Annotated in this window: 20 protein-coding genes; 8 read left to right on the forward strand and 12 right to left on the reverse strand. The window is 74.0% G+C overall.

Features of this window, described 5'->3' with window-relative positions:
- Positions 1-2: 2 nt before the first annotated feature.
- From AC1WTP_RS06105 to AC1WTP_RS06120, 4 genes are all read left to right on the forward strand, one after another.
- The gene (locus AC1WTP_RS06105; protein ID WP_481648238.1) at positions 3-257 is read left to right on the forward strand and encodes a hypothetical protein; all 255 of its coding nucleotides are present in this window, start codon (positions 3-5) and stop codon (positions 255-257) included.
- Positions 258-315: 58 nt separating this feature from the next.
- Positions 316-2,016: an ABC transporter transmembrane domain-containing protein gene (locus tag AC1WTP_RS06110; RefSeq protein WP_481648239.1), complete on the forward strand. Its 1,701-nt coding sequence runs from the start codon at positions 316-318 to the stop codon at positions 2,014-2,016.
- Entirely contained in the window at positions 2,016-3,785 is a 1,770-nt protein-coding gene (locus tag AC1WTP_RS06115) for an ABC transporter ATP-binding protein (RefSeq protein ID WP_481648240.1), read from the forward strand. The genes AC1WTP_RS06110 and AC1WTP_RS06115 overlap by 1 nt, the downstream gene beginning before the upstream one ends.
- A 75-nt stretch (positions 3,786-3,860) precedes the next feature.
- The gene (locus AC1WTP_RS06120) at positions 3,861-5,438 is read left to right on the forward strand and encodes a Na+/H+ antiporter (protein WP_481648241.1); all 1,578 of its coding nucleotides are present in this window, start codon (positions 3,861-3,863) and stop codon (positions 5,436-5,438) included.
- 14 nt (positions 5,439-5,452) lie between these two features.
- Here the strand turns inward: AC1WTP_RS06120 and AC1WTP_RS06125 are convergent, their stop codons facing one another.
- The 8 genes from AC1WTP_RS06125 to AC1WTP_RS06160 form a co-directional block, all read right to left on the reverse strand.
- Positions 5,453-6,190, reverse strand: a complete 738-nt coding sequence (locus AC1WTP_RS06125) for a DUF4142 domain-containing protein (RefSeq protein ID WP_481648242.1) — start codon at positions 6,188-6,190, stop codon at positions 5,453-5,455.
- Positions 6,191-6,336: 146 nt separating this feature from the next.
- Positions 6,337-6,633, reverse strand: a complete 297-nt coding sequence (locus AC1WTP_RS06130; RefSeq protein ID WP_481648243.1) for a DUF1707 SHOCT-like domain-containing protein — start codon at positions 6,631-6,633, stop codon at positions 6,337-6,339.
- Between the two features lie 79 nt (positions 6,634-6,712).
- Entirely contained in the window at positions 6,713-7,894 is a 1,182-nt protein-coding gene (locus AC1WTP_RS06135; RefSeq protein ID WP_481648244.1) for an ROK family protein, read from the reverse strand.
- Positions 7,895-7,922: 28 nt separating this feature from the next.
- The gene (locus tag AC1WTP_RS06140; protein WP_481648245.1) at positions 7,923-9,182 is read right to left on the reverse strand and encodes a sugar ABC transporter permease; all 1,260 of its coding nucleotides are present in this window, start codon (positions 9,180-9,182) and stop codon (positions 7,923-7,925) included.
- Positions 9,179-9,997, reverse strand: coding sequence for an ATP-binding cassette domain-containing protein (locus tag AC1WTP_RS06145; protein WP_481648246.1), 819 nt, complete (start codon positions 9,995-9,997; stop codon positions 9,179-9,181). Before AC1WTP_RS06145 ends, AC1WTP_RS06140 begins: the two co-directional genes overlap by 4 nt.
- A gap of 120 nt (positions 9,998-10,117) precedes the next feature.
- A complete protein-coding gene (locus AC1WTP_RS06150) occupies positions 10,118-11,215 on the reverse strand; it encodes a sugar ABC transporter substrate-binding protein (protein ID WP_481648247.1) in 1,098 nt (365 codons plus the stop codon).
- A 314-nt stretch (positions 11,216-11,529) separates the two neighbouring features.
- A complete protein-coding gene (ybaK, locus tag AC1WTP_RS06155) occupies positions 11,530-12,009 on the reverse strand; it encodes a Cys-tRNA(Pro) deacylase (protein WP_481648248.1) in 480 nt (159 codons plus the stop codon).
- A gap of 69 nt (positions 12,010-12,078) precedes the next feature.
- Positions 12,079-13,269: a THUMP-like domain-containing protein gene (locus AC1WTP_RS06160; protein ID WP_481648249.1), complete on the reverse strand. Its 1,191-nt coding sequence runs from the start codon at positions 13,267-13,269 to the stop codon at positions 12,079-12,081.
- A 249-nt stretch (positions 13,270-13,518) separates the two neighbouring features.
- Between AC1WTP_RS06160 and groES the strand changes: the two genes are divergently transcribed.
- The 3 genes from groES to AC1WTP_RS06175 all read left to right on the forward strand — a co-directional run bounded on the left by groES (position 13,519) and on the right by AC1WTP_RS06175 (position 17,402).
- Complete coding sequence (gene groES / locus AC1WTP_RS06165; RefSeq protein ID WP_377437469.1) at positions 13,519-13,833, forward strand: co-chaperone GroES; 315 nt, start codon at positions 13,519-13,521, stop codon at positions 13,831-13,833.
- 70 nt (positions 13,834-13,903) lie between these two features.
- A complete protein-coding gene (groL, locus tag AC1WTP_RS06170) occupies positions 13,904-15,553 on the forward strand; it encodes a chaperonin GroEL (RefSeq protein ID WP_481648250.1) in 1,650 nt (549 codons plus the stop codon).
- A gap of 145 nt (positions 15,554-15,698) precedes the next feature.
- A complete protein-coding gene (locus tag AC1WTP_RS06175; protein ID WP_481648251.1) occupies positions 15,699-17,402 on the forward strand; it encodes a molybdopterin-dependent oxidoreductase in 1,704 nt (567 codons plus the stop codon).
- Positions 17,403-17,466: 64 nt separating this feature from the next.
- Here AC1WTP_RS06175 and AC1WTP_RS06180 read toward each other — a convergent pair whose 3' ends face one another.
- The 3 genes from AC1WTP_RS06180 to AC1WTP_RS06190 form a co-directional block, all read right to left on the reverse strand.
- The gene (locus AC1WTP_RS06180) at positions 17,467-18,210 is read right to left on the reverse strand and encodes an SDR family NAD(P)-dependent oxidoreductase (protein WP_481648252.1); all 744 of its coding nucleotides are present in this window, start codon (positions 18,208-18,210) and stop codon (positions 17,467-17,469) included.
- A gap of 161 nt (positions 18,211-18,371) precedes the next feature.
- Positions 18,372-19,268, reverse strand: coding sequence for a LysR family transcriptional regulator (locus AC1WTP_RS06185; RefSeq protein WP_481648253.1), 897 nt, complete (start codon positions 19,266-19,268; stop codon positions 18,372-18,374).
- Positions 19,269-19,429: 161 nt separating this feature from the next.
- Entirely contained in the window at positions 19,430-19,813 is a 384-nt protein-coding gene (locus AC1WTP_RS06190) for a WhiB family transcriptional regulator (RefSeq protein ID WP_481648254.1), read from the reverse strand.
- Positions 19,814-20,065: 252 nt separating this feature from the next.
- Between AC1WTP_RS06190 and AC1WTP_RS06195 the strand changes: the two genes are divergently transcribed.
- Positions 20,066-20,890, forward strand: coding sequence for a helix-turn-helix transcriptional regulator (locus tag AC1WTP_RS06195; protein ID WP_481648255.1), 825 nt, complete (start codon positions 20,066-20,068; stop codon positions 20,888-20,890).
- Between the two features lie 67 nt (positions 20,891-20,957).
- Here AC1WTP_RS06195 and AC1WTP_RS06200 read toward each other — a convergent pair whose 3' ends face one another.
- Positions 20,958-21,368 (reverse strand): DUF5319 domain-containing protein, encoded by a 411-nt coding sequence (locus AC1WTP_RS06200; protein ID WP_447134405.1) that lies wholly within the window; start codon positions 21,366-21,368, stop codon positions 20,958-20,960.
- Positions 21,369-21,489 lie beyond the last annotated feature (121 nt).

Genomic DNA, 21,489 nt, shown 5'->3' on the forward strand with positions numbered 1-21,489 from the left:
ACGTGATCGTCCGGATGTGGGAGGCGCGCGCCGAGCCGTACGGGGTCGCCGACCTGATCACCTGGGTCTGCGACACCGCGCTGCCGGAGTTCGAGCACGACCCGCTGCACCTGTCCAGCGAGGTGTTCTCCTCCACCGACCATCGGGTGGTGGTCATCTCCAAGTGGCGCAGCAATCCGCGGGCGCTGCCCGATCCGCCCCCGACGCTGCTCGCCCGGCCTCCACACGCGTGGGACTTCACGCAGGTCGACCGCTGACCGCCGGCCGGTAATTGGTTCGCCGGCCGGCCGGCCGGACGTCTAGCGTCGAGGGGCTATGCGCTCCTTACCGGCCGGCGATCCCGGCGTACCCGATTCGCGGTCGGCCACCCGCTACCTGCTGTGGCTGGCGCTGCGGCACAAGGCCCTGTTCAGCGCCGGCATCGCCCTCGGCGTGCTCTGGATGGTGGCCCAGGCGCTGATGCCCGCCGCCGTCGGCCGGGCCGTGGACGGGCTCACCCGCCGCGACGAGGGCGCCCTGGTCACCTGGGGGCTGGTGCTGCTCGGCCTGGGCGTGCTCCAGGCGGTCGCCGGGATCCTCCGGCACCGGTGCGCGGTCCACAACTGGCTCGCCGCCGCGTACCGGACGGTGCAGGTCACCGTCGAGACCGCCAACCGGCTCGGCGCCGCCCTGCCCCGGCGGGTCGCCGCCGGCGAGGTGGTGAGCATCGGGACCGCCGACATCAGCCACATCGGCCACGCGGTCGACATCACCGCCCGGGGCACCGGCGCCGTGGTCGCCATCGTCACCGTCGCGGTGATCCTGCTGGGCGCCTCGGTGCCGCTCGGGCTGGTCGTGGTGCTCGGCGTACCGCTGCTGATGGCGGTGGTCGGGCTGCTCATCCGGCCGTTGCACCGGCAGCAGCAGGCGTACCGGGACTCCGAGGGGGCGCTGACCACCCGGGCCGGTGACATCGTCTCCGGGCTGCGGGTGCTGCGCGGCGTCGGCGGCGAACCGGTGCTGTCGGCCCGCTACCGGGCGCAGTCGCAGGCGCTGCGCGCCGACGGCGTACGGGTGGCCCGGGTCGAGTCGCTGCTGGAGGCGGCGCAGGTGCTGCTCCCCGGCGCCTTCCTGGTGCTGGTCACCTGGCTCGGCGCCCGGTTCGCGCTGCGCGGCGAGATCAGCGCCGGGCAACTGGTCGCCTTCTACGGCTACACCGCGTTCCTGGTCAGCCCGCTGCGGCAGCTCACCGAGACGGTGGACAAGCTGACCCGGGGACACGTGGCCGCCCGGCGGGTGGTGCGGCTGCTCCGGCTCACCCCGGAACTGGTCGAGCCGGCGCATCCGGCCCGGCTGCCGGACGGCCCCGGCGAGCTGGTGGACGTCGAGTCCGGGGTGATCCTGCTCCCCGGCCGGTTCACCGCGCTCGCCGCGACCGCGCCCGAGGAGGCGGCGGCGATCGTGGACCGGCTCGGCCGGTACGCCGACGGGGAGGCCACCCTGCACGGCGTACCGCTGCGGGACCTGCCGCTGGCCACCGTGCGCGAGCGGATCATGGTGGCCGACAACGACGCGCACCTGTTCACCGGCGCGCTCCGGGCGGAGCTGGACCCGCACGACACGGCCGACGACGGGACGATCGCGGCGGCGCTGGCCGCGGCGAGCGCGACCGACATCGTCGAGGCGCTGCCCGACGGGCTGGACAGCGCGGTGGCCGAGCGGGGCCGGGAGTTCTCCGGCGGCCAGCAGCAGCGGCTGCGACTGGCCCGGGCGCTGGTCGCCGACCCGGAGACCCTGCTGCTGGTGGAGCCGACCAGCGCGGTCGACGCGCACACCGAGGCGCGGATCGCCGACCGGCTGGCCGTCGCCCGCGCCGGCCGTACCACCCTGGTCTGCACCACCAGCCCGCTGGTGCTCGGCCGGGCCGATCACGTGATCTTCGTGGAGGACGGGAAGGCGGTGGCCGAGGGGACGCATGCCGACCTGCTCGACAGCGAACCGCGCTACCGCGCCACGGTGAGCCGGGAGGAGGACTGATGGGCACCGCACTGCCGGTCGCCGACGCCGGGCAGGTGCGCCGGTACGCACGCGGCCTGGTCCGCCGGCACCCGCGCGCGCTCGCCGCGGCACTGGCCCTGCACGCGTTGGCCGCCGCGGCCGGCCTGGTCGCGCCGCGGCTGCTCGGCGACCTGGTGGAGGGGATCTCCCGGGGGACGACCGGCACCACGGTGGACCGGATCGCGCTGCTCATCGCCGGCTTCGTGGTGGCGCAGTCGGTGCTGGTGCGCTTCGCCCACCTGGCCTCGGCCCGGCTCGGCGAGCGGGTGCTGGCCGAGCTGCGCGAGGAGTTCGTCGACCGGCTGCTGGCCCTGCCGCTGGCCACCGTCGAGCGGGCGGGCACCGGCGACCTGCTCACCCGTACCTCCCGGGACGTGTCGGCGCTGTCCCGCACGGTCCGGTTCGCGGTGCCGGAGACGCTCATCGCGGTCGTCACCGCCGGCTTCATCATCGGCGCGCTGCTGCTGGTCGGCCCGCTGCTCGCGCTGCCCTGCCTGATCGCCGTGCCGGTGCTCTGGGCCGGCACCCGCTGGTACCTGCGCCGGGCGCCCGACGGCTACCTGCGGGAGAATGCCGCCTACTCGGACATCACCGACGGGATCAGCGAGACCGTCGAGGGGTCGCGGACCACCGAGGCGCTGCGGCAGCAGGCGCGCCGCCGGGCCCGCATCGACGCCGACATCCGCCGGTCGTACGCGGCCGAGCGGTACACCCTCTGGCTGCGGACGATCTTCTTCCCGGTCGCCGAGATCGGGTACGTGGTGCCGGTGGCCGCCACCCTGCTCATCGGCGGCTGGTTCTACCTGGAGGGCTGGGTCAGCCTCGGCCAGGTCACCGCCGCCACCCTCTACGTGCAGCAGCTGGTGGACCCGGTCGACCGGCTGCTCTCCTGGCTGGACGAGTTCCAGGTCGGCGGCGCGTCGATGGCCCGGCTGCTCGGCGTGGCCGGCGACCCGGCCGGCACCACCCCGGGCGGCCCCGCCACCCGGGCGGGCGGTGCGGAGCCGGCCGCGGACCGGCGGCTCGCCGCCCACGACGTCCGGTACGCCTACCGTCCCGGCCGGGACGTGCTGCACGGGGTGACCCTGCTGCCGGAGCCGGGCGAGAAGCTGGCCATGGTCGGCCCGTCGGGCGCCGGCAAGTCCACCCTGGGCCGGCTGCTCGCCGGGGTGCACGCGCCCCGCTCCGGCTCGGTCACCGTGGGCGGCCGACGGCTGGACGGGCTGCCGCTGGACGAGCTGCGCTCGCACGTCGCGCTGGTCACCCAGGAGCACCACGTCTTCATCGGCACGCTGCGGGAGAACGTGGCGATGGTCCGGCCGGGCGCCGACGAGGCGGCCGTGGAGTCGGCGCTGGCCGCCGTCGACGCGCTGGACTGGGCGCGGGCGCTGCCGGACGGGCTGGACACCGTGGTCGGCTCGGGCGGGCACCCGCTGTCGCCGGCCCAGGCGCAGCAACTGGCGTTGGCCCGGCTCGTGCTGGCCGACCCGCACACCCTGGTGCTCGACGAGGCCACCTCGCTGATCGACCCGCGGGCCGCCCGGCACCTGGAGCGCTCGCTGGCCGCGGTGCTGGCCGGCCGGACGGTGATCGCCATCGCGCACCGGCTCTTCTCGGCGCACGACGCGGACCGGGTGGCGGTGGTCGAGGACGGCCGGATCACCGAACTCGGCCCGCACGACGAGCTGGTCGCCGCCGGCGGCCCGTACGCCGCCCTCTGGCGCTCCTGGCACGGCGACCGGCCCTGATCCGGCCCCCGCAATTCGGACGAACGGCGGTGCGCCGCCGGTCCGGCGTACCACCATTTGTGGCGGGGGTGGGGCGTGGAGGCGCTGGTACTGATCGTGGTGCTGGGCATCACCGTGCTGGTCGGCACCACCCTCGGTGGCCGGTACAGCGTGGCGCCGCCGATCCTGCTGATCACGATGGGGGCCCTGCTCGCGCTCCTGCCACCGCTGTCCCACGTGACGCTCGATCCCGAGGTGGTGCTGCTGCTCTTCCTGCCGGCGATCCTCTACCGGGAGAGCATCACCACCAGCCTGCGGGAGATCCGGGCCAACCTGTTGGTGATCGCGCTGCTGGCGGTGGGGCTGGTGGTGGTGACCATGGTGGCGGTGACGCTCTTCGCGGAGCGGTTCGGCGTCAGCCCGGCCGCGGCCTGGGTGCTCGGCGCGGTGCTCGCACCGACCGACGCGGCGGCGGTCTCCGGCCTGGCCAAGCGGATGCCGCGCCGGATCCTGACCACGCTGCACGCGGAGAGCCTGATCAACGACGGCACCGCGCTGGTGCTCTTCGCGGTCGCGGTGGGGCTGGTCACGGGCGGCACCGAGCCGAGCCTGCTCGGGGTGGGCGGACGCATCGTCGCCGCGTCCGCCGGCGGCATCGCCGCCGGCGCCGTTGTCGGATTCCTGGTCATCCTCGTCCGCAAGCGGCTCGACGACCCGCTGCGCGAGGGCGGGCTGAGCATCCTCACCCCGTTCGCCGCCTTCTTCCTCGCCGAGCTCATCCACGAAAGTGGCGTCCTGGCGGTGGTGGTCGCGGGGCTGATGCTCTCCTACGTCAGTCCGCGGATCATCCGGGCCCGTTCCCGGATCATGGCCTACGACTTCTGGGACCTCTCCACCTTCCTGATCAACGGCAGTCTCTTCGTGCTGCTCGGGATGCAGGTCCCGCGGGCCCTACGCAACCTCACCAGCACCTCCGTCGCGCAGGCGCTGACCATCGCGGTGGGGGTGACGGGCGTCGTCATCGCGACCCGGCTGCTCTACGTCCACGTGACCACGCTCGCCATCCGCGCGATCGACCGCCGCCGTTCCCAGCGGTCGGTGCGGGTGTCGTGGCGGGTGCGGACCGCGGCCGGGTGGGCGGGCTTCCGGGGTGCCGTCTCTCTCGCGGCCGCACTGGCGGTTCCGTTGGCGACGACCGCCGGCACTCCGGTGCACGAGCGCGACCTGATCATCTTCACCACGGTGGTCGTCATCGTGCTGATCATGCTGATCCAGGGCACCACGCTGCCGGCCGTGGTCCGCTGGGCGGGCCTGGTCGGCGACGTCCAACGCGCGGACGAGGTGCGGCTGGCCCGGCGGCGGGCCACCGAGGTCGGGCTGGCGGCGCTGCCCGAGGTGGCGTCCCGGCTCGGCATCGAGCGGGAGGTCGTCGACCGGCTCCGCGGTGAGTACGAGCAGCACCTGGACGCGGTCATCGCCGAGGAGCGGGGCGAGGCGCCGGAGCAGGCCAGGGAACTCGACCGGCAGCTGCGCCTCGCCGTCCTCGAGCACAAGCGCCGCGAGATCACCCGGCTGCGCGACACGAACCAGATCGACGACATCGTGCTGCGCGAGGTGCAGGCCGCGCTGGACATCGAGGAGATCCGCCTGCTCGGACCGACCCAGAACGAGTAGCGGCGCGCCGGAGGTCAGGTGCGGCGGAGCATCCGGTAGGTGGCGATCCCGCCGGTGCCCAGCGCGGCGAGGAAGACCAGCCAGACCACGGTGCTGCTGACGCCCATCTGCGGGCCGGTGTTCGCCGAGGCCGCGGCGAGCAGCCCGTCGTTGCCGGGGGCGGGCAGCGCGGCCGGCGGGAGTTCCGGCCAGCGGACCAGCCCGGTGCTCTCGAGCATCTGCATGTGGTGCAGGACGAACCTGTTGGCGTCCTCGGCGAGCTTGCGCACGATGGGGTCGCGGGTGCTGGCCCGGACCGCCCCGATGACCGGGAAGATCTTGCCGTGCGCCACCCGCAGCCGGGTGACGAAGATCTGGTCGAAGCGGGCGCCGGTGGCGTTCTGCATCTCCTTCAACCAGCCCCTCTGTTCGTCCGTCGGGTCGGTCGGGATGGTCGCGCCCAGCTTGTTGGCCGCCTCGACGGTCAGCCGGTCCAACTCCTCGTGCTCGGTGGCGATACCCGCCCCGATCTCCCGGACCCTGGCCGACTGGCCCTTCTCGGCGGCCATCTGCCCGGCCGGCATCTCCCAGAGCCCCGCCAGCCGGACCCCGTTGAGCAGGGCGGCGTCGGCGGCGTTGAGCTGCTGCCCGGCGGGCGCGGCGACGGCCAGGCCGGGTAGCACGCCGAGCCCGGCGGCGATCGTGACGAGCAGCACCGCCACACGACGGGTCCGGTGCCCCTGCCGGCGACGGGCGGATCTGAGCGCTGCCATGTCTGTGCTGCCTCCTCGGTCCGGGCCGAACGCGTCTGCCGGACGCCCGCATGCCGCCGGCCGCCCGTCCGCCCACTGGTACGGGCTGACCGCCCGATCAGTTCATCCGGCCCGCCGGCCCGCCGGGCCGGCCGGCTCGCGGCCCGTCAGCGGGCGACGGCGAGCAGCAGGCCGAGCAGCAGCAGGGTGAGCGCGGCGGCGGCGAAGAGCACCAGCAGTTCCCGCCGGCCGTGGTCACCGGACCGTTCGGTGGCCACCGGGCCGGCCGGAGCGGGCAGGTCCCGGGTCAGCACGGCGAGGTCGCCGAGGGTGCGGGCGGCCCAGACGGCGCCGGCCCGCTCGGCGAACTCGTCCAGGGTGAGCCGACCGGCCGCGGTGTGCCGTTGCAGCTCGGCGACCACCCGGTGCCGGTCGTCGTCGGAGGCGCGTAGCTGAACGTCCACGGGGGACAGGCTACGCAGGAACGCCGCACCGGCGGGTCCGCCGGACAGCCGAGTGGGCGCCGCCGGCCGGTGCCACCGGTCAGCCGGCGTCGAGCGGGTCGGCGAGCAGCCGCTCGAAGGCCAGTTCGGCGGCGCCGACCAGCGCGGCGTCCTCGCCCAGCTTCGGGGTGCGCAGCCGAACGTGTTCCAGGCAGGCGGCGAGGGCGTTGGAGTTGAGCCGGCTGCGGACCTGGGCCGCCGCGGCGAGGTAGAGGTCGCGCATGGTGCCGCCGAAGATGACCATCTCCGGGTTGAAGATGTTGACCAGGTTCGCCACCCCGAAGCCGAGCCAGTCGCCGGCCTGGCGGACCGCCGTCTGGGCCCGCGCGTCGCCCCGGTCGGCGGCGTCGAAGACGGCCAGCAGCGCCTCCCGCCCCCGGGCGTCGGAACGGCCGGCGTGGCGCAGCAGCCCGTGCTCACCGATCTCGGTCTCCCAGCAGCCGCGGGAGCCGCACTCGCAGCGCTCGCCGTCGCGGACCACCTTCATGTGGCCGACCTCGCCGCCGTACCCGCCGTGTCCGGTCAGCCGCCGGCCGCCGGCGATGATGCCGGCGCCCACGCCGACGTCGCCGTAGAGGTAGATGACGTTGTCGCAGCCGGCCGCCGCGCCCCGGGCGTGCTCGGCGAACGCCGCCACGTCGGCCACGTTCCCCACGGTGACCGGCACCTCGCAGCCGAGTTCCGCGCGCAGCGCCGCGCCGATCGGCTCGTCCACCCAGCCGGTGGTCGGGCCCAGCCGGACCAGGCCGTCGTCGCGGCGCACCATGCCGCAGACCGCGACCCCCGCGCCGACGCAGAGCGACCCGCCCGGCACCCCGTGCTGCATCTCCTTGACCGCCCCGGCGAGCAGCGGCGCGGCCTCCGCGGCGGTCAGGCCGCGGGGCCGGTCGAGCTCCCGGCGGTCGAGCACCGCGCCGCCCAGGCCGACCCGCGCGGCCCGCAGCCGGTCCACCTCGATGCTGTACGCGAACGCGTAGACCCGCCCCGACTCGGGCCGGACGACCAGCGACGGTCGTCCGGCCCGGCCGGTCTCCTTCGGCGTCCCCTCGCTGACCAGCCCGGCGCCGGCCAGGTCGGCGGTCAGCGCGCCGATGGTGCTGCGGTTCAACCCCAGCGCGGTGGTCAGTTCCGCGCGGGTGGTCGCCCCGTGGACGTGCACGTAGCGCAGCAGCGCACCGAGGTTCTGCCGGCGGATCTCGTCCTGGCTCGGCCCTGCGCGCATCACTGTCGCCACGTCGCTACCGCGGGGGTCAGCGCGTGCCGGTCGCCGCGGAACGGCGGCGGGAGAAGGCGTCAACGCTCGCGGCGAGCAGCAGCACCACGCCGGTGACCACGTACTTCACGCCCGAGCTGTAGCCCATCAGACCCATTCCGTTGTCGATCACCGCGACCACCGCACCACCGAGCACCGCGTCGAGCACCCGGCCCTTGCCGCCGAAGAGGCTGGTGCCGCCGATCACCGCCGCGCCGACGGCGTAGAGCAGCACGTTGCTGCCACCGGTGTTCGGGTCCACCGAGTTGGCCCGGCTGGCCGCCACGATGCCGCCGATGGCCGCCATCGAGGAGCAGATCATGAAGACCGAGATGCGGATCCGGTCGACGTTGATGCCGGCCCGGCGGGCCGCCTCCTTGTTGCCGCCGACCGCGTAGACGTGCCGGCCGTAGCTGGTGCGCTGGAGGACGAAGGTCCAGAGGACCAGCAGCACCGCGATGATCGGCACCACGATCGGCACGCCCTTGAGCGAGACGACCAGCACGTTGCGGCTGCGCTCCAGGTTGAGCACGTAGACCGCGACGCCGAGGATCACCGCCAAGCCGCCGATCCGGGCGAACACCACGGCGAGCGGGTCGGTGACCAGCCCGCGGGCGGCCCGGTTGCGGTGCCGCAGCAGCTGCACCGCCGCGTAGCCGGCGACCGCCAGGGCGGTCAGCCCCCAACCGAGCACGGGGGGCAGGTTGCGGTTGGCGATCGCCACCAGCACGTCGTCCCGCACCGAGATGTTCGTGCCCTCCTTCATGAGCATCAGCACGACGCCCTGGAAGGCGAGGAACCCGGCGAGGGTCACCACGAAGGACGGGATCCCGATCTTGGCGACCAGGAAGCCGAGCGTGGTGCCGATCACCACGCCGGTGACGAGGGCCGCGACCACCGCGACGTACCAGGGGTAGCCGAGCACGGTGACCACGTTGGCCAGCACCGCGGCGCAGACCCCGCTGGCGAAGCCGGCGGAGAGGTCGATCTCGCCGAGCAGCAGGACGAAGACCAGGCCCATGGCGATCAGGGTGACCGCCGCGCCCTGGGTGAACAGGTTGGCGAAGTTGCCGGCGGTGAGGAACGACGGCCGCATGACCGAGAAGACCGTGCAGAGCACGATCAGGCCGAGTACGGCCGGCAGCGCGCCGATGTCGCCGCCGCGTACCCGGCTGACGTAGTTGCGCACGTGGCTGCCGAGGGTGGGCGCCGGTGTGACGGCGGCCGGCCCCTCCTTCTGCACGACGGTGGTGGTCACTGGACGCCTCCTGTGGTGGTCCCGGCCGGCTCCGCGCCGTGGCCGTTGCTGGCCGCGTCGGCGGGGAGGCCGAGCCCGCCGGAGCGGCCGGCGGTGATCAGCTCCACCACCTGCGAGTGGGTGATGTCGGTGGTCTTCACCTGGGCGACCATCTGGCCGAGGTAGAGCGCGGCGATCCGGTCGGAGACGGCGAAGACGTCGTTCATGTTGTGCGAGATGAGCACGACGGCCAGGCCGTTGTCCGCCAGCCGGCGGACCAGTTCGAGCACCTGCGCGGTCTGCGCCACACCGAGCGCGGCGGTCGGCTCGTCGAGGATGACCAGCTTGCTGTTCCAGAGCACCGCCTTGGCGATGGCGACCGTCTGGCGCTGGCCACCGGAGAGGCTGGAGACGTGCTGCCGCAACGACTTCACGGTGCGTACGGAGAGGCCGGCCAGCGTCTCCGCGGCCATCTGCTCCATGGTCGGCTCGTCCAGGACGAGACCGCTGCGCTTCTCCCGGCCGAGGAACATGTTCTGCACGATGTCGAGGTTGTCGCAGAGCGCGAGGTCCTGGTAGACGACCTCGATGCCGAGCGCGGCGGCGTCCCGGGGACTGTTGATGGTCACCGGCCGGCCGTCGAAGATGAACTCGCCGGCGTCGGTCGGATAGATGCCGCTGATGCACTTGACCAGGGTCGACTTGCCGGCGCCGTTGTCGCCGACCAGCGCGGTCACCTCGCCCGGGTGGGCGGCGAAGGCGACATCACGCAGGACCTGGACGGGACCGAAGCTCTTGTCGATCCCGCGTAGCTCCAGCAGTGGTGTTGCGGACACGGGGTGTCTCCTTCGGATGGAGGGGAGATCTCGGAGCCCGTCCGGCGAGTGCCGCCCGGCACGGGAGGTGAAATCCCGTGCCGGGCGGCTCGCCTCGGCGGGTGCGACGCGGGGCGTCGGTCAGCTGATGCCGGCGTCGGCGCAGAGCTTGGCGTACGCCCCGGAGCAGACCTCGTCCTTGGTCACGAAGCCGTCGGCGATCACGTCCTTGACGTTCTCCTTGTAGATCGCCTTCGGGGTGAGCAGCACGGCGGCGACGTCGCGGCCGCCCTCCGGGTCCTTGACCGTCTGGCCGGTCTCCTTCTTCTCACCCTTGGCCAGCGCGATGGCCAGGTCGGAGGCGGCCTTCGCCTCCTCCTTGATCGCCTTGTAGACGGTCATGCACTGGTCGCCGGCGAGGATGTTCTGCAGACCCTGAGGGGTGGCGTCCTGGCCGGTGACCGGGACCTTCCCGTTGAGCTTGTTCTTCTTCAGCACCGAGATGGCGGCGTTGCCCAGGCCGTCGTTGGCGGCGAGGACGCCGTCGATCTTGCCCTTGGCCTGGGTGAGCTGCTGCTCGAAGATCGTCGCGGCCTGGGCGTTGTCCCAGTCCGGCACGGAGTCGTCCGCGACCTTGGTGTACTCCTTCGAGTCGAACTTCGGCTTGAGGATCGAGTCGTACCCGTTCTTGAACAGGGTGGCGTTGTTGTCGGTCGGCGAGCCGTTGAGGTAGCTCACCGCCGGGTTCTTGACACCCTTGTCGGTCAGGCACTTGACCAGACCCTCGCCCTGGAGCTTGCCGACGGCCTCGTTGTCGAAGCTGACGTAGTACTCGGCGGAGCCGCCCAGGGTGAGCCGGTCGTAGTCGATGGTCGCCACGCCCTGCGACTTGGCCTTGTCCAGCACGGCCTTGCCGGTGCCGGAGTCCAGGTTGACGATCATCAGGGCGGTGACGCCGTTGGTGATCATCTGGTCGGCGATGGTCTGGAACTGGGTCTTGTCGCCCTGGGCGTTCTGGATGTCGTACTGGACACCGGCGGCCTTGAACGCCTCCTCCAGGAACTTGCGGTCCGCGCCCTCCCAGCGGGCGGAGGACTTGCTGTCCGGGAGGATGACACCGATCTTCGGGGTCTTGGCGCTGCCGGCCTGGTCACCGCTGCCGGACTCGTCGCCGCAGGCGGCCACGCCGCCGACGGCGAGCAGGCCCACGGCGGCGAAGGTGAGGAAGCCCTTGCGCATGTGCAGGGTCCTTTCGAGGGTGGGGGTAGGTGATGTTTTGTTGTGCCCGGCAACGTATTCCGCTCACTGACCCGACCACAAGGGTGCCGTGACGGCGAGTTTGTTGGCGGCGGTAACAATTCAGCAACGCGCCGGTAGCCGCCTGGTCACCAGGGCGGAAATCGCTCTCACGGGCATCCCGTTGGCGCTCCGCCGCCCCATCGGCACCGGCGGCACCGGCGGGGCGGGAGCGGCGTGGTGGCAAACATCACCCTGAGTTACGGAGATCGTGCGGAAGGGTGACCGGCGCCGATCCGGGGGGTGCGGGCGAAAGGTCAGCGGCCGGCGACCGGGGCGGTGTGCGCGCCGGTCAGCGCCACCAGGTCGGCCGGGGCGAGCTCGAGCTGGAGGCCCCGCCGGCCGGCGGAGACGTAGACCGTCGGGAAGTCCAGCGCCGACGAGTCGAGCACGGTGGGCAGGCGCTTGCGCTGGCCCAACGGGCTGATCCCGCCCCGGACGTAGCCGGTGGCCCGCTCGGCGACCGTACGGTCGGCCAACGCCGCCCGCTTGCCCCCGACCGCCGCGGCGAGCGCCTTCAGGTCCAGCTCGCCGGTGACCGGCACGACCGCCACGGTGAGCGCCCCGTCGACCTCGGTGACCAGCGACTTGAACACCCGCTCCGGCGGTACGCCGAGCGCCGCGGCGACCAGCGCGCCGTAGTTCGGGGCGTCCGCGGAGACGTCGTACGGATGGGTGCTGTGTGCGATCTTCCGCTTCGCCAGCAGCGCCGTCGCCGGCGTTCCCTGTCCCGCCATGACCGACAAGCTATCGGGGCCCCGGCCCGCCGGGCCACCGGATACCCCGGCCGGCCGCCGGTCGATCGGTCAGGCCGCCGGGGCGGGCTGGCAGAGCAGGACCGTCGGTGCCCCGGCCACCCGGGTCAGCACCAGGCTGGCCGAGCCGTCCCCGTCGAGCCTCAGGTCGCGGCGCAGCCGCTCCGGCTCCAGCGCCGACCCGCGCTTGAGGATCTCCACCCGGCCCACCCGCCGCTCGCGCAGCAGGGCGCGCAGCCGCTTCAGCGAGAACGGCAGCACGTCGGTGACCGCCAGGCGGCGGGCGAACGGGGTGGTGGCCGGCGCGTCGGCGTAGAGGTAGGCGATCCCCGGGTCGGCCAGCGTGGCGCCGACGGCGTCGGCCAGTTCGGCGACCAGGTGGGCGCGGACGACCGCCGGGTCCGGGTCGTGCAGGAAGCGGCGGACCGGCCCGACCGCCGCCTCCCGGTCGCCGGCGCCGGTGAGCACGTGCGCGACCTCGCCGCGCAGCACGGTGGCCCGGCGGGGGACCTCGGCGAGCCGACCGCACCAGAGCGCCGCCTCGACCAGGTCGCCGTCCACACTGACCCATTCCGCCTCGGCGCCCGCCGGGATCAGCGCGTGGTCGAGCCCGGGGGCCACCTTCACCACGGTGTACGGCATCCGCTCGGCCAGCCGGACGACGAAGTCCCACGGCGGCGAGTAGGCGTTCGGGTCGAAGATGCGCCGGCCGGTGCCCGCCCTGCGCCGCGCCGGATCGCAGAAGACCGCCTCGACCCGGCCGACGTCGAACGCGGTGGCATCACCGCACTCGACCGTGAACAACTCGGCCACTCCGGCCGCCTCCGCGTTCGCGGCGGCCATCGCGGCGGTCAGCGGGTCGGCCTCCACGCCGTACACCCGGATCCCGGCCCGGGCGGCGGCGAGCGCGTCCGCGCCGAGGCCGCACCCGAGGTCGGCGAGGGTGCGCACGCCGGCGGCCCGCAACCGCCCGGCCCGCCGGTCGGCGACCACCCGGCGGGTCGCCTGCTCCAGCCCCGGGCGGGTGAGGAACATGCCGGCGGCCTCGGGGCCGAACTTGCCGGCCGCCCGGCGGCGCAGCTCGACCTGGGTCAACGCGGCGGCGGCGAGCCCGGCCGGGACACCGGCCGTGCGGAGCGCGGACGCCGCGGCCAGCGGGTCGCCGCCGGCCACCTCGGCCGCTGCGGCGAGCGCGGCCGACCCGTCGGGCGTACGCAGCGCGGCGAGCTGGTCGAGATCCACCCGGCCATTCTGGCCGCCCAACCCGACGCGCCGGCGAGCGGGTTGGCACTCTCCTTGACGGAGTGCTAGCCGAGGAATAACCTGCGATTAGCACTCTCACCCTGAGGGTGCCAGCTTCCGGACCGCTCGGTCCGGGCGCTGAACGCCAGGCGGACCGGCACCCGCGACGACGGCCCCGCCCGGTGGCATGTGGCAGATTGACGCTGGTCGGCTCGCCGACCGGCAACGAAACCAGTACCCCAGGAGGGTATGCCCGTGACTACCGCGACCAAGGTTGCGATCAAGCCGCTCGAGGACCGGATCCTGGTCCAGGCGAACGAGGCTGAGACCACCACGGCGTCGGGCATCGTGATCCCCGACACCGCCAAGGAGAAGCCGCAGGAGGGCACCGTCCTCGCTGTCGGCCCGGGGCGCGTCGACGACTCCGGCAACCGGATCCCGGTTGACGTCAAGGTCGGCGACACCGTCATCTACTCGAAGTACGGCGGCACCGAGGTCAAGTACGCCGGCGAGGAGTACCTGGTGCTCTCCGCCCGCGACGTCCTCGCGGTCATCGAGAAGTAAGCAACCGATCAGTGACGCTGCCCCGGTCCGGCTCGCCGGGCCGGGGCAGCGTCGCTTCGAAGGGACATTCATGGCGAAGATCCTGAGCTTCTCGGACGACGCCCGGCACCTGCTGGAGCACGGTGTCAACGCCCTCGCGGACGCGGTCAAGGTCACCCTCGGCCCGCGCGGGCGCAACGTCGTCCTGGACAAGAAATTCGGTGCGCCGACGATCACCAACGATGGTGTGACCATCGCCAAGGAGATCGAGCTCACCAACCCGTACGAGAACCTCGGCGCGCAGCTGGTCAAGGAGGTGGCGACCAAGACCAACGACGTCGCCGGCGACGGGACCACCACCGCGACCGTGCTGGCCCAGGCGATGGTCCGCGAGGGCCTGCGCAACGTGACCGCCGGGGCCAACCCGGCCGGCCTCAAGCGGGGCATCGACGCGGCGGCCGCCAAGGTCTCCGAGGCGCTGCTCGGCCGGGCCGTCGAGGTCGCCGGCAAGGAGTCGATCGCGCACGTGGCGACGATCTCCGCGCAGGACGCCACCATCGGCGAACTGATCGCCGAGGCGATGGAGAAGGTCGGCCGCGACGGTGTCATCACCGTCGAGGAGGGCTCCACCCTGCACACCGAGCTGGACGTGACCGAGGGTCTCCAGTTCGACAAGGGCTTCATCTCGCCGAACTTCGTCACCGACGCGGAGGCGCAGGAGTCGGTCCTCGAGGACGCGTACATCCTGATCACCACGCAGAAGATCTCCGCGATCGAGGAGCTGCTGCCGCTGCTGGAGAAGGTCCTCCAGAACAGCAAGCCGCTGCTGATCATCGCGGAGGACGTGGAGGGCCAGGCGCTGTCCACCCTGGTCGTCAACTCGATCCGCAAGACCCTCAAGGTCTGCGCGGTCAAGGCCCCGGGCTTCGGTGACCGGCGCAAGGCGATGCTGCAGGACATGGCGATCCTCACCGGCGCCGAGCTGGTCGCCCCCGAGCTGGGCTACAAGCTCGACCAGGTCGGCCTGGAGGTGCTCGGCACCGCCCGGCGCGTGGTCGTCGACAAGGACAACACCACCATCGTCGACGGCGGCGGCCAGTCCTCCGACGTCGCCGACCGGGTGGCCCAGATCCGCAAGGAGATCGAGGCCTCGGATTCCGAGTGGGACCGGGAGAAGCTGGCCGAGCGGCTGGCGAAGCTCTCCGGCGGCATCGCGGTCATCAAGGTGGGCGCGGCGACCGAGGTCGAGATGAAGGAGCGCAAGCACCGCATCGAGGACGCCATCGCGGCGACCAAGGCCGCGGTCGAGGAGGGCACCGTCCCCGGCGGTGGCGCCGCCCTGGCGCAGATCCTGCCGGTGCTCGACGACGACCTCGGCTTCACCGGTGACGAGAAGGTCGGCGTCTCGATCGTGCGCAAGGCGCTGGTCGAGCCGCTGCGCTGGATCGCCCAGAACGCCGGCCACGACGGCTACGTGGTGGTGCAGAAGGTCGCCGGCAAGGAGTGGGGCAACGGCCTCGACGCCGCCGCCGGCGAGTACGTCGACCTGGTCAAGGCCGGCATCCTGGACCCGGTGAAGGTGACCCGCAACGCGGTCACCAACGCCGCCTCCATCGCCGGCCTGCTGCTCACCACGGAGAGCCTCGTGGTGGAGAAGCCGGCGGAGCCGGAGCCGGCCGCCGGTGGCCACGGCCACTCGCACGGCCACGGCCACGGCCACCAGCACGGCCCGGGTTTCTGACCCGGTAGCACGACCCGGACCGGGGCACACCGTCACGCCGACGGTGTGCCCCGGTCGCCTGTCCGGCCCGGAACCGCCACCGCCCGGGATTACGGAACGCTGACGCGGCTACCGGCCGCGCGGGTCGGTCGGAAAGACTGGCCCGATGAGCACGACGACGCGCCGGTACGCCGCCCTGGCCGGGTTCACCGCCGCCGCGGTGGCGATCGGCACCGCCGAGGTGGTGGCGGTACTCACCGGCCCCCGCTCGGCTCCGCTGGTCGCGGTCGGCGGGCTGGTCGTCGACACCGTGCCCGAGCCGCTCAAGCAGCTCGGCATCGCGCTGTTCGGCAGGTACGACAAGATCGCCCTGCTGATCGGGACGGCGCTGCTGCTCGGCGCGGTGGCCGCGCTGCTCGGCGTGCTGGCCGTCCGCCGGCTGGCGGTCGGCCTGGCCGGCATCGCCGCCTTCGCGGCGCTCGGGGTGGTCGCCGCGCTGACCCGGGCCGGCGCCGACCTGGCCGACGCGCTGCCCTCGCTGCTCGGCGCCGGGGCGGGTGCGCTGGTGCTCTGGCTCTTCCTGACCGGCCCGCTGGAACTCGACCCGTGGCCCTGGTCGCCGCCGACGCCCCTGCCGGCCTCCGCGCCGCCGAAAGGCGCCGGGAAACCGGCGGCGGATGCCGGGCCGGCCGGTGAGCAGCCGGAGACCCGGCCCACGGCTGCGGGCCGGGCACCGGCGGCCGGCGCCGGGCCGGCCGCGGAGCCGGTGCCCGCCGGCTGGGAGCCGCTGGAGCGCACCGACCCGGAGTCCCGGCGGCGGTTCCTCACCGGAACCGGGGCGTTGCTCGGCGCGGCCACCGCCGCCGGCCTGGGCGGGCGGTGGCTGGCCGGGCGGCGGGGCGTCTCGGCGGCCCGCCAGGCGGTGACGCTGCCCGCCCCGGTCTCCGCCGCGCCACCGGTGCCGGCCGGGGCCGACCTGTCGCTCGCCCAGCTCGCCCCCTATGTGACGCCGAACTTCGGCTTCTACCGGATCGACACCGCGCTGGTCGTGCCGCAGGTGGATCCGGAGAGCTGGCGCCTGCGCATCCACGGCCGGGTCCGCCGGCCGCTGACGCTCAGCTTCGCCGACCTGCTGGCCCGGCCGATGGTGGAGCGGTACGTGACCCTGGCCTGCGTCTCCAACGAGGTCGGCGGCGACCTGATCGGCAACGCCCGCTGGCTGGGGGTGCCGATCCGGGAGCTGCTGGACGAGGTCGAGCCCGAGGAGGGCGCCGACCAGGTGGTCGGGCGGTCGGTGGACGGCTGGACCTGCGGCACGCCCACCGCCGTGCTGCGCGACGGACGGGACGCGCTGCTGGCGGTGGGCATGAACGGCGAGCCGCTGCCGGTCGAGCACGGCTTTCCGGTGCGGATGGTGGTGCCCGGCCTGTACGGCTACGTCTCGGCCTGCAAGTGGGTCACCGAGCTGGAGCTGACCGGCTTCGCCGACTTCGACGCGTACTGGGTGCCGCGCGGCTGGTCGGCGCAGGGGCCGGTGAAGACCCAGTCGCGGATCGACGCACCCCGGCCGCGCAACCGGCTCACCGCCGGTCCGATCACGGTGGCCGGCGTGGCCTGGGCCCAGCAGCGGGGCATCCGCCGGGTGGAGGTCCGGGTCGACGAGGGCCCCTGGCGGGAGGCGGAGCTGGCCGCCACGGTGTCGGTGGACACCTGGGTGCAGTGGTCGTGGCGGTGGGACGCCACGCCGGGCGAGCACACCCTCCAGGTCCGGGCGACCGACCGCACCGGCGAGACGCAGACCGGCCGGCGGCAGGAGGTCGCTCCGGACGGCGCCACCGGCTGGCACACCGTCAAGGTGACCGTCCGCTGACCGGAGCCGGCCCGGCCCGCCCCACCACCGAGCACTGTGGAGCGGGTCGGGTCGGGCGGCCGGATCAGACGGCGACGCGTCCGCCGTCGACGGGCACGATCGCGCCGTGCACGAAGCTCGCCCGGTCGGTGGCCAGGAAGGCGATCGCCTCCGCGATCTCCTCGGGCGACCCGGGCCGGCCGGCGGGGACGGTTGTCGCCAACTGGTCGAGGTCCCCGCCCATCCCGGCGGTGCCCTCCGTCCGGGTGGGGCCGGGGCTGACCGCGTTGACCCGCACCCCCTGCGGCCCGTACTCGGCGGCCCAGGACTTGGTGAGCAGCACCAGCGCGGCCTTGCTCGACCCGTAGAGGGCCATCCCCGGCATGCCGAACTCGGCGACCATCGTGGTCAGGTTGACGATCGCGCCCCGGCCGCGCTTCGCCATCTCCGGCGCGAACTCGGCGACCAGGAAGTACGGCACCTTCACGTTCAGCGCGTACACCGAGTCGAAGCTCTGCTCGCTCGTCTGGTCGGTCGGGCTGAACGGGTAGATCCCGGCGTTGTTGACCAGGATGTCCACGTGCCCGACCAGTTCCCTGGTCCGCGCCGCGAGCTCCCGGGCGGACGCCTCGTCCCGCAGCTCGGCGGCCACGAAGTCGGCCCGGCCACCGGCCGCGCGGATGTCCCGGACCACCTGCTCACCCCGGGCGGCGTCCCGACCGGAGATCACCACGTGCGCGCCGAGCCGGGCGAGCGCGACGGCGGTCGCCCGCCCGATGCCGCTGTTGCCCCCGGTCACCAGCGCCGACCTGTCCCGCAGTTCTGTCATCGTTCCTTCACCCACATTCCGTTCCGCTCATCGGCGGCGGTCGGGCCTGTCCCGACCAGTGGGTGCAAGTCCCGGCGACGCCGGGACTTTCCCGCCGAGCTGATCGAGCGACTTATGGCCGCCATAAGCGATCCGGGGGCGGGTCGGTGGCGGACACGGACTCAGGGCACCCGGACCTCCAGCGCGGCGACCAGGTGGCCGAGGTCGCGCCGGTGCGAGCTGGCCGGCCATGCCGCCCAGGTCCGGCGGACGAGGGGATGCCCGACCAGCGGCGACCAGGTGACCGCCGCCGGGATCGGCGGCGACCAGCCGGGCGGGGCCAGCGCGAAGGCGCCCCCGGCGGTCACCGCCGCGAGTTTCACCTCGGCGATCAGTTCCTGACCTTCCGGCGCGGCGGGTCCGAGGTCGAGGCCGTGGCTGCGCAGGATCGCGGTGAGCTCGTCGTACCAGGCGGGGCTGCCGGAGCGGGGGAAACCGACCCAGTCGAGGCCGGCAAGGGCGTCCAGCCGGATTCCCTCCGGCCCGGCGAGCGCCGCGGCCTGGTCGGCGGCGAGCAGGACGCCCAGCCGTTCCTCGACGACCAGGACGGCGTCCAGGTCGGGGCCGATCGGGTGCTCCCGGACCAGCCCGAGGTCGAGTTCACCGGTGCGCAGCGCGGCGAGCTGCGCCCCGGTGGACAGGTGGCGGGCCTGCACCCGGGTACCCGGATGGGCCGCGGTGAGGGCGGCGAGCGGCCGGGACAGCAGGTCGGCGGGGAGTTCGAGCGGGATCCCGAGCCGGAGCACGCTGCCACCCGCCGCGGTGTGCCGGGTGACCGCGGCCACCGCCCGGTCGTGCCGGGCGAGCACCGCCCGGGCCTCGGTGAGCAGCGTCATGCCCGCCTCGGTGGCCCGCACCCCGGTGCTACCGCGGACCAGCAGCTGCACGCCGAGCTGTCGTTCCAGCGCGTTCACGGTCTGGGACAGCGCGGGCTGGCTCAGGTGCAACCGCCGGGCCGCCGCCGAGAGGCTCCCTTCCTCGACGACCGCGACGAACGCCCGCAACTCCCGGAGCTCCACCCCGCCATCACACCACGCACCCCGGGGCCTTCGCCGGAAGCCGGCCACCGGCCGAGCCCGGCGACCGTACGGCCGGGCGGTGTCGTCGAACCGCGCGCCGACGCCGCGCCCCGGTGCGGGGCGCGGCGTCGACGGACGGTGTGCGGGGGTGGTGGGTCGGCTCAGGCGACCTTGCGCTGGGCGGGGACGGCCGACTTGTGCGGCCCGCCCAGCCGGGCCTCCAGCCGGGCCACGTCGACCCGGGTCTGCCGGCGGTCGGCCAGGTCCTCCCAACCCATGGCGAGCAGCCGCAGCCGCTCGGACTCGCTGAAGCCGCCCCACACGCCGTACGGCTCGCGGACCGAGAGCGCGTGCGCGGCGCACTCGGCGCGTACCGGGCAGGTGCGGCAGACCGCCTTGGCGCCGGATTCCCGGCGCAGGCGGGAGGAGCCGCGCTCGCCGTCCGGGTGGAAGAACTGGGCGCTGTCGCGGCCCCGGCAGGCGCCGAGCCGCTGCCAGTCCCAGAGATCGACGATGGGTCCGGGCAGTCTACGTACGTTCGACATCAGCACCCCTCCTCCCGCGCGGCACCGCGAGATCTTCTTGGCCGGCTACCGGGCGGCGGGCCGCGCAGGCGCACCGTTCCCGGCCTGGACCTTCCGGTACCCGAGCAGTTGCCGACTCACACTTCTGTGATCGAAAACTTCCGGCAACTTGCCGCATATGCCCTAACTGTCGGAAAAGTTCGGAGGATTGCCGGGAACCCCCTCGGGGGCGCGCCCGGACATGGTCTGCTCATGGGCGGAGAGGAGACCACAGTGCGTACGGTTCTCGTGTGCGTTCGGACACCGCTCGCCGCCCAGCACCTGACCTCGGCGGCGGCCCGGCTCGGGCTGTCGGCGGTCGTCCGGACCGCTGTCTCCGATCCCGAAGTGATGCTGCGTCTGGCCGAGCGCCCGGCCGACGTGGTGCTCGCCGACACGGCGCTCACCCGGCCGGACAGCGCCGGCTTCGTCCGCCGGGTGCTGGCCCGCGCGCCGCAGGCCGCCGTGGTGCTGCTCGGGACGGAGGAGTCGGAGGCGGCGGCCGCCACCATCAGCGCCGGCGCCCGGGGGCTGATCCAGGGCGCCGACCACGACCTGACCAGCGCGGTGGCCAAGGCCCTGCTGCTGCTCTCCGCGCCCGGCCGCACGGCCCGGCACCGGATCACCGACCCGGCCCGGGACACCGCCGCGGTCGGCGGCCCGACCCGCCCGGCGGCGGGCGGCCGGCCGCCCGGTGAGCCCGGCCCGCCCTGGCCCTCCGGCCCGGTCGAGGCTGGCGGCGCCCCGGCGGTGGTGCCGGTGCAGCGTGGTGACGACCCGGCCGAGCCGGCCGCCGGCGAGCCGGAGGAGACCGCGCCGGAGGCCCGGCGGGACGCACCGGGTACCCGGTCCGGCCGGCCGCCGGTCGGCCTGACCGAGCGGGAACTCCAGGTGCTGCTCGGCATGGCGGAGGGCAAGAGCAACGCCGAGATCGGCCGCGAGCTGTTCGTCTCGGAGGACACCGTGAAGACGCACGCCCGGCGGCTCTTCCGCAAGCTCGGCGCCCGGGACCGGGCGCACGCGGTGGCCGCCGGCTTCCGGGCCGGCCTGGTGGCCTGAAGCCGCCCGGAACGCGACCGGGGCGGCCAGGTGACCCGGCCCACCCGTCGGCCCGGCCGGGGCCCGGTCAGTCGCCGGAGCCGGGCTCGTCCTCGGTGCCCTCGGTCAGCGTGTCGTGCACCCCGTCGGCGTAGCCGCGGGCGTAGTCCCAGGTGACGTAGTGGTCCGGATCCGGGTCGTAGGCCGGCTCGTGCACCCGCGGCCGGCCGGAGCTGAGCAGGTGGCGCAGGTTGCCGCGGAGCAGGTCCCAGTCGAAGTAGTGCGGTTCCCGGCAGTCCTCACACTCGATCACCAGCCCGCGGATCCCGATCGGCGCCAGCAGCGCCTGGTAGATCTCCAGGTCGGCGAGGTCCTCCAGCACGTCCTGTCGTTCGCCCTCGGTCAGCGGGTCGAGCGGGGCGTCGTCGCCGGGATCGTGCAGGCCCGCTGCCGGATCGGCCGGGTCGCCGTTGAACGGGTCGATGGGCTCGTCGTGCACACCATCACCGTAGACCCACCGCAGCGGCGATGCCCGCCCCCCGGCCGGCCGCGACCCGGCCCGCCGCCGGCGGGCCCGGCGCAGGTCACTGGGTACGATGGGGCGAAGCGCCGTCACCCGG

The sequence above is a fragment of the Micromonospora sp. R311 genome (assembly GCF_056780015.1).

Excerpts from the sequence above, each read along its gene's own strand:
- AC1WTP_RS06110 (WP_481648239.1), top strand. The coding sequence starts at position 316 with ATGCGCTCCTTACCGGCCGGCGATCCCGGCGTACCCGATTCGCGGTCG.
- AC1WTP_RS06115 (WP_481648240.1), top strand. The coding sequence starts at position 2,016 with ATGGGCACCGCACTGCCGGTCGCCGACGCCGGGCAGGTGCGCCGGTAC.
- AC1WTP_RS06125 (WP_481648242.1), bottom strand. The coding sequence starts at position 6,190 with ATGGCAGCGCTCAGATCCGCCCGTCGCCGGCAGGGGCACCGGACCCGT.
- AC1WTP_RS06135 (WP_481648244.1), bottom strand. The coding sequence starts at position 7,894 with ATGCGCGCAGGGCCGAGCCAGGACGAGATCCGCCGGCAGAACCTCGGT.
- AC1WTP_RS06150 (WP_481648247.1), bottom strand. The coding sequence starts at position 11,215 with ATGCGCAAGGGCTTCCTCACCTTCGCCGCCGTGGGCCTGCTCGCCGTC.
- ybaK (WP_481648248.1), bottom strand. The coding sequence starts at position 12,009 with ATGGCGGGACAGGGAACGCCGGCGACGGCGCTGCTGGCGAAGCGGAAG.
- groES (WP_377437469.1), top strand. The coding sequence starts at position 13,519 with ATGCCCGTGACTACCGCGACCAAGGTTGCGATCAAGCCGCTCGAGGAC.
- groL (WP_481648250.1), top strand. The coding sequence starts at position 13,904 with ATGGCGAAGATCCTGAGCTTCTCGGACGACGCCCGGCACCTGCTGGAG.
- AC1WTP_RS06175 (WP_481648251.1), top strand. The coding sequence starts at position 15,699 with ATGAGCACGACGACGCGCCGGTACGCCGCCCTGGCCGGGTTCACCGCC.
- AC1WTP_RS06180 (WP_481648252.1), bottom strand. The coding sequence starts at position 18,210 with ATGACAGAACTGCGGGACAGGTCGGCGCTGGTGACCGGGGGCAACAGC.
- AC1WTP_RS06190 (WP_481648254.1), bottom strand. The coding sequence starts at position 19,813 with ATGTCGAACGTACGTAGACTGCCCGGACCCATCGTCGATCTCTGGGAC.